This window comes from Streptomyces echinoruber (genome assembly GCF_014651135.1).
Lineage (GTDB): Bacteria > Actinomycetota > Actinomycetes > Streptomycetales > Streptomycetaceae > Streptomyces > Streptomyces echinoruber.
Window position 1 is genome coordinate 233,938 of sequence record NZ_BMWH01000002.1, and the last position, 8,603, is coordinate 242,540.

The 8,603-nt window shown below is 68.9% G+C and carries 18 protein-coding genes; 17 read left to right on the forward strand and 1 reads right to left on the reverse strand.

What is annotated here, in order from left to right; all coding sequences use genetic code 11:
- The first annotated feature begins 1 nt into the window (after position 1).
- The gene (locus IE225_RS03970) at positions 2–259 is read left to right on the forward strand and encodes a hypothetical protein (protein ID WP_190055878.1); all 258 of its coding nucleotides are present in this window, start codon (positions 2–4) and stop codon (positions 257–259) included.
- A 66-nt stretch (positions 260–325) separates the two neighbouring features.
- Here the strand turns inward: IE225_RS03970 and IE225_RS03975 are convergent, their stop codons facing one another.
- Complete coding sequence (locus IE225_RS03975) at positions 326–658, reverse strand: hypothetical protein (protein WP_190055879.1); 333 nt, start codon at positions 656–658, stop codon at positions 326–328.
- 171 nt (positions 659–829) lie between these two features.
- On the opposite strand from IE225_RS03975, the gene IE225_RS03980 reads away from it, so the two are divergent.
- The 16 genes from IE225_RS03980 to IE225_RS04055 all read left to right on the forward strand — a co-directional run bounded on the left by IE225_RS03980 (position 830) and on the right by IE225_RS04055 (position 8,526).
- Positions 830–1,531, forward strand: coding sequence for a hypothetical protein (locus tag IE225_RS03980; RefSeq protein ID WP_190055880.1), 702 nt, complete (start codon positions 830–832; stop codon positions 1,529–1,531).
- Positions 1,521–1,700, forward strand: coding sequence for a hypothetical protein (locus IE225_RS03985; protein WP_190055881.1), 180 nt, complete (start codon positions 1,521–1,523; stop codon positions 1,698–1,700). The genes IE225_RS03980 and IE225_RS03985 overlap by 11 nt, the downstream gene beginning before the upstream one ends.
- 163 nt (positions 1,701–1,863) lie before the next feature.
- Positions 1,864–2,133, forward strand: a complete 270-nt coding sequence (locus IE225_RS03990) for a hypothetical protein (RefSeq protein ID WP_190055882.1) — start codon at positions 1,864–1,866, stop codon at positions 2,131–2,133.
- Positions 2,134–2,269: 136 nt separating this feature from the next.
- On the forward strand, positions 2,270–2,611 hold the full coding sequence (locus IE225_RS03995; RefSeq protein ID WP_190055883.1) for a hypothetical protein: 342 nt from the start codon (positions 2,270–2,272) through the stop codon (positions 2,609–2,611).
- 20 nt (positions 2,612–2,631) lie between these two features.
- Positions 2,632–3,159, forward strand: a complete 528-nt coding sequence (locus IE225_RS04000; protein ID WP_190055884.1) for a hypothetical protein — start codon at positions 2,632–2,634, stop codon at positions 3,157–3,159.
- A 29-nt stretch (positions 3,160–3,188) separates the two neighbouring features.
- Positions 3,189–3,509, forward strand: coding sequence for a hypothetical protein (locus tag IE225_RS04005; RefSeq protein ID WP_190055885.1), 321 nt, complete (start codon positions 3,189–3,191; stop codon positions 3,507–3,509).
- Between the two features lie 56 nt (positions 3,510–3,565).
- Positions 3,566–3,736 (forward strand): hypothetical protein, encoded by a 171-nt coding sequence (locus IE225_RS04010; protein ID WP_190055886.1) that lies wholly within the window; start codon positions 3,566–3,568, stop codon positions 3,734–3,736.
- Positions 3,737–3,764: 28 nt separating this feature from the next.
- Positions 3,765–3,944 (forward strand): hypothetical protein, encoded by a 180-nt coding sequence (locus IE225_RS04015; protein ID WP_190055887.1) that lies wholly within the window; start codon positions 3,765–3,767, stop codon positions 3,942–3,944.
- Positions 3,945–4,014: 70 nt separating this feature from the next.
- A complete protein-coding gene (locus tag IE225_RS04020; RefSeq protein WP_190055888.1) occupies positions 4,015–4,248 on the forward strand; it encodes a hypothetical protein in 234 nt (77 codons plus the stop codon).
- A 93-nt stretch (positions 4,249–4,341) separates the two neighbouring features.
- Positions 4,342–4,614, forward strand: coding sequence for a hypothetical protein (locus IE225_RS04025; protein ID WP_229879216.1), 273 nt, complete (start codon positions 4,342–4,344; stop codon positions 4,612–4,614).
- Positions 4,615–4,678: 64 nt separating this feature from the next.
- Positions 4,679–5,725: an N-6 DNA methylase gene (locus IE225_RS04030; RefSeq protein ID WP_190055889.1), complete on the forward strand. Its 1,047-nt coding sequence runs from the start codon at positions 4,679–4,681 to the stop codon at positions 5,723–5,725.
- A gap of 120 nt (positions 5,726–5,845) precedes the next feature.
- The gene (locus IE225_RS04035) at positions 5,846–6,415 is read left to right on the forward strand and encodes a hypothetical protein (protein WP_190055890.1); all 570 of its coding nucleotides are present in this window, start codon (positions 5,846–5,848) and stop codon (positions 6,413–6,415) included.
- A gap of 125 nt (positions 6,416–6,540) precedes the next feature.
- On the forward strand, positions 6,541–6,735 hold the full coding sequence (locus IE225_RS04040; RefSeq protein WP_190055891.1) for a hypothetical protein: 195 nt from the start codon (positions 6,541–6,543) through the stop codon (positions 6,733–6,735).
- An 86-nt stretch (positions 6,736–6,821) separates the two neighbouring features.
- Positions 6,822–7,016, forward strand: a complete 195-nt coding sequence (locus tag IE225_RS04045; RefSeq protein WP_190055892.1) for a hypothetical protein — start codon at positions 6,822–6,824, stop codon at positions 7,014–7,016.
- A 117-nt stretch (positions 7,017–7,133) separates the two neighbouring features.
- Positions 7,134–7,805 carry a hypothetical protein gene (locus tag IE225_RS04050; RefSeq protein WP_190055893.1) on the forward strand — a complete coding sequence of 224 codons (672 nt, stop codon included), beginning with the start codon at positions 7,134–7,136 and terminating at the stop codon, positions 7,803–7,805.
- A 223-nt stretch (positions 7,806–8,028) separates the two neighbouring features.
- A complete protein-coding gene (locus IE225_RS04055) occupies positions 8,029–8,526 on the forward strand; it encodes a hypothetical protein (protein ID WP_190055894.1) in 498 nt (165 codons plus the stop codon).
- Positions 8,527–8,603: the final 77 nt, after the last annotated feature.

Genomic DNA, 8,603 nt, shown 5'->3' on the forward strand with positions numbered 1-8,603 from the left:
CATGAGCACCAGGGATGCGCACGTGAGGAAGGTCGCCATGTACGAGTACCGGTGCCGCCTGTGCGGGACGGTCGAACCCGCCGGCACCCGAGCCGAGGCGCGCGCCCTGCGCGCCGCGCATCGGGAGGAGTTCCACGGGCCCGACGAGATCGTTGAGGTGCCGCGCATGCGGTTCGTCGACCTGCCGCGCGAGCAGAAGATCGCGACCGTCGCCGTCGCCCTGGTCCTGCTCGTCGCCTTCCTGGTGAAGACCGGCTGACCCGGAACGTCGAAGGGGCCGCACCCGCGCGGGTGCGGCCCCTTCGACGTTCCGACGTTGGCCAGCTCAGGCAGACTCGGCGGGCTTTTCTCCGGCCGCCGGCTGCTCCTCCTTCCTTGGCCTCTTCCACGCCTTGTTCGGGTTCCGGGGCGGGACATCGAACTCCTGGCCGATGATGCGGAGCGTCGCCTCCGTCCACGGCACGATCGGGTGCGCAGCCACGGCCGCGTAGGGCAGCTCGGGGTTGGCCTTCAGCTCGTCGGCCAGTGCCCGCCGGGCGGCGTGGCGCCTCTCCTCCTCCAGCGCGACGGACTCCTCCCACGCCTTGATGGCGGCGCGGACGGCGTCGCTGGGCTTGTACTCGGGCAGCGGCTGTTTGCCGAAGTAGGGCTTGGGCATGACGCCAGTCTTTCACAACTCGGCTAGGAAAAGCCGAATGGAGAACGGCGGCCGCCGATCTTTGCCATTTCTTTAATTAATTAACTTCCTAAAACTGGCTAGGAAAAGCTAATTAGGTAAGAATGATGGAAGCACCACACACCAACCCCGCACAGGAAGGAAGGACCGACCATGAGCGCCGGACACCCCATCTACGACAACCGGCAGGCCGCAGCCGCTCACCAGCTCGGCCGGATCATCGACGCCGTCGACGCCGCCCGCGCCGCCGAGGCGGCCGAGCCGAAGGTGTGGCACTTCGCGAGCAGCGCCGACGCCCGCGCGGCCATCGACCAGGACCAGGTCGCCGACGGTGACGTCCTGGTCGTCGAGTCCGAGCGCGTCGTCGCGTTCGTCTCCGGCGTCTGGCCGGTCGCGATCACCGAGCAGTGCGGAGCCTTCGCGTCGTACGACAAGCTCGGCAAGCCGGCCCGCGCGTACTGCGCGGGCTCCTACATCCCCAGCGTCGAACGGGCCGAGCAGGCCGCCATCGAGCTGGGCTACACGCTCGCCGACCCGGCGGCCCGGATCACCGCGGGCCGGCCGGTGCCCATCGAGGTCCCGCGTCTGCTCGTCCAGCCCGGCGACATCCTGCACGCCTTCGGCGCCCGACTGCGGGTCGTCGACACCGGAACCCGCATCAGCCTGGAGAGCAGCCGGGCCGAGTGGTGGGCGCTTGTCGAGGGCGCCACCGAGGAGGACCGCCGGCGCACCTACCGCAGCCGGTGGACACTCGCGGTCCCCGTCGCCCTGGCCGCGTGGGACGTGGTGACCGTCGAGCGGAACCTGTCGTCGTCCCACGCCCAGGCTGGAGAGGAGAGCGCCGATGGCCGCTGACCGCGAAGCCGCCACCCGGCGGATGAACTTCGTCGACGACCTCGAACTGCACCTGACGGGCGGCTGCGGGCTCTGCGGCCTGGAGGCCGACTGGATGTGCGCCGCCTGCGGGCTGTGCAACTGCCATCGGCACGACCAGTGCAGCCGACCCTCCTCTGCCACCGCCTGACCTACCCCACCCGCAAGGGGCGATCCGCAGGCCTGTGACCTGCGGTTTTCTTAGGTACCTCTTTCCCTAATCTGCTTTCTCTATCTGGCTATAGAAAGTAGATTAGGGAATAATGAAAGTAGTTCAAAACATATTGACCGGCCCATCAGGAAGGAATCCGACCATGGCGCTCATGTCGCTCGAGATCGAGATCCTGGAAACCGTCCCCTCCGGACCTCGTAGGCCGTACGCCTACGCGGTGTGGACCGACCGGCGCGGTGACCTCCAGATGGGCCCGGTCCGGGACCGCTGGGTCGACCCGGACGACGGCACGGTCTACTACCAGTGCAGCCCGTTCCCGGGTGCGTGGGACAACCACGTTCCGCAGGAGCGGGTGCACCGCGTGCGACACCTCCAGGCGATGAGCCTTCAGGGCGCCGACGACGTGAGGTGAGCGAACCGCAGGCTCCCCGACCTGCGATTTTATTACCCCTTCTTTACTGAATCAGCTTTCAAAAACTGGATAGGTAAAGCTGATTAGGGAAGAATGAAAGTAGTTCAAAACACCACCATCGATGTAGGAGCGGACAATGCGCGCAAAGAAGGTCACTGAGCGCGACAGGTGCCTGAAGTGCCGTCGTCCGCTCCGCCGGCCTTCCCTCGACGGCTACGGCCCGAAGTGCCGGCTGAAGATCCGCCGCGCCGCGCGCACCAACACCACCCACCCGACGTGGCAGGTCGCCAAAGCGCTCGAACTCCTGGAGCTGGGCGCGGTGGTCCCGCTCCGCGCCAACCGGATCTTCCTCGTCGTCTCCGACGACGGCACCGAGATCTACCGGACCGCCGCCACGGGCCAGTGCAACTGCCCGGCCGGCCTGCGCTCCGCCCGCTGCTACCACACGGTCGCCGCCGAGTTCGTGGCCGCCGCCTGACCCGGAAGGAGAGGACACGCATGTCCGCCTACCTCGCCACCGCCCGCCGCTTGATGCACCTGGCCGCCGTCGTGCGCGGCCGGGCGTACCACCCGAAGCGCTACATGATCGACACGCTCGCCGGGGCACTCGAGGACGCCGCGATCGCGATCCAGTCGCACCCGGTCGACGAACCCGGCCAGCTCCCGCAGCCCGCCGCGGACGCGCTGCAGGAGGCCACCGAACTGCTCACCCGTCACGACTTCATGATCCCGGCGGTGATCGTCGGCTACGCGACCGCGCCGATCACCGGGACCATGCCGCAGATGAGGCCGCTCCATGCGGTCAGCACCCAGCTCGCTCACCAGGACGCGGACCTCCGCGCCCGCCGGCTGGCGCTCATCGAGCACGGACACCTCAGCTCGCGCGACGAGGAGGTGCTGCACGCGGCCCTCACCGGCCTGCTCGTCCTGCACCGCCGGCACGAGCGCCTGGCCGCCGTCATCGCCGCCGACAACGAGCGGCCCTGCAACCGCGGCAAGGCCCCCGCCTCCCTCGCCACCCACTGACCCGCCCACATCCAGACAGGAGAACCCCCGTGGTCACGTTCGCCACCCGCGTCGACCTCGTGCCGATCTGGTTCACGATGCCCTGCATCGCGTGCGAGATCACCGGCACGGACGGCGAGGCCGCCGGCCTCGTCTCCGCCACCAGCGGCCTCGGCCTCGCCTCGTGCGCGGCGCACCTGGAGATCACCGCGCGCGTCCTGCGCAGACTCCGCAGCTACGAGCTGACCGGCCTGCGCGCCGCGTTCGTGACGGCCGGGATCACCCCCGAGCCGCAGCACGACCGCGGCCCCGGCGAGGACCCCACCCACGGCAGCAGCCCCGTCCCCGACGCCCGCGACCACTCCCACTGACCACCCCCGGCCCGGCCCCGCCCGGGGCCGGGCCCCCACCCGAGAAAGGCGCGGACATGCCGATCTACCTGGCCGAGTACGAGCTGCGCGCCGACGATCCGGCGAAGAGGGACCTCGAGCTGGTCCACACCCGCTGCGGCGACCGCCTGTGCGACGCCGAGCCCGGCGACCACATGGAGATGCTCTTCGCCGTCCTCGTGGAGCACGCCGCCGCCTGCCCCCTCTGACCGCCTCGCACAGAACAGGAGACCGATCATGAAACGACAGCCGTGCCCCATCTGCGCCGCCGGCGGGGAGTGCCTCGCGTGCGACGGCTGCGGGGCGCACGAGGAACAGCCGTGCGAACCGTGGTGCGAGCACTACGAGGACGACCGGTACGAGACCGGGCCGGAGATCCCGTCGCCGTACGAGGAGCCCGTCCCGCCCGGCTGGTAGCAGCCCCCGATCCGGCAGCCTCCGGCCGCCCCGATCCGGGGCGGCCGGAACCGAGAACAGGACGACGATCATGAGCGGTGTCCAGACCCCCGAGCGGTTCGGCGGCGAGCCCGAGCACGACGAGACGCCCGCGCTGGAGGCCCCGCCGGGCACCGCCCCGGTCGAGGACCTGGCGGCGGACCGTCTCCACCGCGCCCAAGCGGAGGCCCTCGGCTGGTCCACCGGGCGGGTGGAGCGCGAGGAGCTGCCGCCGCTGGAGGCGGACGACCAGACACCCGAACAGCTCTCTTTGCTCAATCTTTAGTTAATAAGCTTTCTAAAACTGGCTAGGTAAAGCTCATTCGGGAAGAATGAAAGTAGTTCAAAACGCATTAACCCACTAGGAAAGGGAGTCATCGTGGACATCATCGGCATCTTCTCCAAGGCGGCCACCTCCACCACCTGGACCCAGACCAACCTCGGCAAGGTCGCCGAGGTCACCCACCAGGACCTGACCTGGACGGTCCTCCTCCCCGGTATGGGCACCGACGAGGCCGGCGAGTCCACCCCGAGCAAGGCCCGGATCACCGGCTACCAGGGCTACGGCGGCACGGAGTTCATGGAGGTGGAGGCCACCTGGGCCCAGACGATCGGCATCGTCGATGCGGCTCTGGCGGCCACCCGGATCTGACCCACCCACCCGGCCCGGCACCCCACGGGGTGCCGGGCCGGCCCATGTCTGCACGGAGGAAGCAATGGAACAGCTCGACCTCTTCGCCAGCCTCGGCGAGCCCGAGGCCCTCAAGCCGGAGAAGACGATCACCCTGCCGAAGCCGGTCGCCGGCCAGTGGGCACCCACCGTGGCGAAGCCGCAGCAGCCGACCGCCGCAGCCGCCGCCGGCCCCGGCCGCCGCGCCGAGTTCTCCATGCGCCCCGCCGACGGCCCCGCCTTCGGGGAGGCGATCGCCTCCGCCTGGCACCGGGCGCACGGCGGCAACCGCATGGAGATCCCTCTCGGCATCGTCGCCACCCTGGCGCTGTGGCCGCTGAAGGGGCACGCGCGCACCCTGGCCGACTTCTTCCGGGGCCTGGACGCGCAGCAGCTCCTCGCGTGCGTCCGGGAGGTCGCCGCCTACTGGTGGATGCGCCGCCCCGACCTCATCGACACCGCCAGCGTGCTCTTCCGGTGGGCCGAGGAGGAGGAGAAGTACACCCAGCACGAGCTGCACGCGATCCGGGCCACCTTCCACGCGGCGCTGGACCACAACGCGCTCGACCACACCGGGCACGAGGACCCCGAGGCGAACAGCTGGATCGACCTGATGTCGTGGACCATCACCAGCCTGAGGCACCACACGGCCCGGCAGGGCCTCGGCGAGTACCACACCCCGCCGGAGGTGTGCGACATGATGGCCGCGCAGATCATCGGCGAGGACCCCGAGGCGATCCACGAGGGCTACTCGCTGCTCGACCCGTGCGCCGGCACCGGCGGCATGTTCCGGTCCGCGGCGCAGCATCTGCGCGGCCTGGACCTGGACCCCGCCAAGTTCACGTGGTTCGCGCAGGAGATCGACCCGCTGGCCGCGGCCGGCTGCGCGGTCAACATGATCGTGTGGGGTCTGGGCCCGAACGCCATGGTGGCGTGCGGCGACACGCTCGCCGAGGGCGACCTGTGGCGCCGGGCCGTCGAGCACCGCCGCGTCATGGTCGAGCGCCGGGACGACGTCGCCGCGCAGATGGCCATCGCCTACGCGGTGCGTCGCGCCGAGCAGCTCATCGGTGCAGCCTCCGAGGCCACCTGACCGGCATCCTTTTAGGTTTCTTTACTGAATTAGCTTATTAAAAATGGCTAGGTAAAGCTAATTCGGGAAGAATGAAAGTAGTTCAAAACGCACCAATCAAGCCTAAAAGGACTGAGTCGCATGGCCTCCCTCCCCGCCTACATCACCACCGGACTCCGGTTCCCCACCACCGAGATCCTCTGCAAGGGCGACCGCGCGCAGCGGGGATGCGCCGCGGCCGACGGCGAGCCGGCCTACGCGATCCACACCTTCGAGGGCAGGCACTTCTGCGGCTACCACTCGCCGTTCGACAACGAGTACGTCCCCTGCGCCGACTGCGGCGAGAAGCCGGCGCTCGTACCCGTCGAGGGCGACGCCGTCTGCGACGACTGCTCCGAGAAGGCCCACGTCTGCGACGAGACCAAGGAGCGCGCCGCCTACGGCCAGTACATCTCCGACGGCCTGGCCGACACGGACGGCCACTTCGCGCCGGTTGACTTCGAGGCCTGGCGGACGCACTACCACCGGGCGATCGGCTACAAGGAGCCGCGCACGGAGAAGTGCACCGAGACGGAGTGCAAGGCTCCCGTCCACGAGCGGCGGCACTACTGGAACACCGGCACCCAGCGGAAGGTGCGCCACACGCACGTGTGCGGCTCCTGCCACGAGCGCAAGTTGGCCGAGTACCGCGGCAGCCGTCGGGCCGCCTGACATCCCCGGCCCGGCCGGGCGCCCGCCCGACCGGGCCGGCAGCCCGGCGAGGAAGTCCCCCAGCGGGGACGGGACGCCTCGCCCCCCTGGACGACTCGCAAGGCACCAAGGAAGGACTGAACAAGGTGAGTTCGAAGAAGACGGACCAGCTGGTCGCCAGGCTCCGCAAGAGCGGCGCGGTCGTGGAGAAACGCGGGTCTCGGTACCGCGTGACTCAGCCGGGCAAGGAGCTGTGCTTCCTGCCCGTCGTGGACCCCAAGGAGCAGAAGGGCCTGGAGAACAAGATCGCCGACCTCAGGCGCAAGGGCTACACGGTGTGATCCCCGACGGCCCGCGGCCCGACACCCCCCACCGCCGGCCCGGCACCCGCCGGGCCGGTCCCCAGGAGAAGAAAGGAATCACGCTCATGGCGCACGCACCGAACTTCGATGTCACCACCGATGCAGGGCAGGCGATCGTCGGCCTGTTCAACAAGATCAAGACCACCATTGAGGGCGGCGACGGCGAATGGAACGGCGGCGACGTCGTGGAAGCCCTCTACGGCTGGTTCACCTCCCTCGGCATCGACGCCGACGGCGCCCCGATCGACCTCGCTCCCTGACCGGCATCCTTTTATGATTATTTACCGAATCAGCTTTCTAAAACTGGCTGGGGAAAGCGAATTTGGGAAGAATGGAAGTAGTTCAAAACACCAACTTCTACGGAATGGGAGCCAGTCGTGAGCGACCTCTTCAAGATCTTCACCTCTCTCTCCGGCACCTACCTCCGGACCGAGGAGGAGGCCCGTAAGAAGCTGGCCCAGTGCATGACCGAGCTTGATCGGCGGGTCGACACGAGCCTGATCCGGGAGGCGATGAAGGCAGCTGCGATGGCCCTCCCGTACCGGACCGTCCTCAAGGACGCCGAGACGGCCGGCATCCGCGAGGCCCTGAAGGGCATGCGCGAGACCCTCACCCGCCAGCTCCTCACCCGCACCCCGGGCCACAGCACCTGCCCGATCACCAACGAGGCCGCTCTCATGGAGATCGAGGCGGCCCAGTCCTTCCTCGCCAACACTGACGGCATCTTGGACTACGCGGAGGACGCCCCCGAGCAGCCGGCCCCGGCGCCCGAGCCCCAGCCGGCCCCCGCGCCGGCTCCGGTGGAGGTCCCCAAGGTGACCCCGGCTCAGCGGCGCACCCTGGAGGCCATCCGGGACAACGGTGTCAAGTTCCAGGAGTTCAGCGTCGGCACCCTCATGGTGAGGGTCGAGCGCGGCACCAAGCCACGCCGGGACATGGTCGAGTGGGTCATCAAGCAGGGCTGGGCCAAGCGCGACACCTCCCACTCCCTCTTCCACGGCCAGCCGGTCGTCCTCACCCGGATCGGCGAGGCGATCCTCGCCGGCTGACCCCGGCCGGGCGGCTCTCGCCGGCCCGGCACTCGGGGCGCTCGAGGGCGCCCGGTGCCGGGCCGGCGGGAGCCGGAGCGGGGGCCGCACCCCGCCCCCCGGTCTGCGGTTCCTTGGAAGTTTCTTTGCCTAATCAGCTTTCTAAAACTGGCTAGGTAAAGCGAATTAGGAAAGAATGAAAGTAGTTCAAACCACCCCACCAGTCACGGTCGAGGAGAGCGCAATGAAGGTCACAGAGGTCATCGAGGAGATCGAGCTGATCGTCGAGGTCGGCGAGGCCGCAGACGCGCTCGACCTTTCCCGGCGCCTGGCCGGCGAGCACCACACCAACTGGGCGATCGGCGTCCGCCGGACCGTGGCGCGCGGCGAACTCGACCGCAACGCGCTCCGTGCGGTCGCGGACCGGATCGCCGAAGCGACCAGGCCGGCGCCGGTCGACTGGAGTCTGGTTGTCGAACTCCGTGCGGTGGAGGCCGGCCTGCGCGCCGCCCTGGCGGCCGACGCCGCGACGCCGAGCGCGGAGCGTCGCGAGCGCAGCAAGCGGCAGTGGGCCGAGCAGCAGCGGCACGAAGAGCGCGTGCGTGCCTACAACGCGGAGGTCGAGCGGGTGAACCGCGAGCGCGGCCGCGCTCGCAACCGAGCCCAGGCTGCTGCGGTGTTCGCGAAGACCTGCCCGACGTGCTTCCAGGTGCCCGCCGCCAGCGGTGAATGCGGCTGCTGACCTGCGGTTTCCTTGGAAGTTTCTTTGCCTAATCAGGTTGTTAAAACTGGCTAGGTAAAGCGAATTAGGAAAGAATG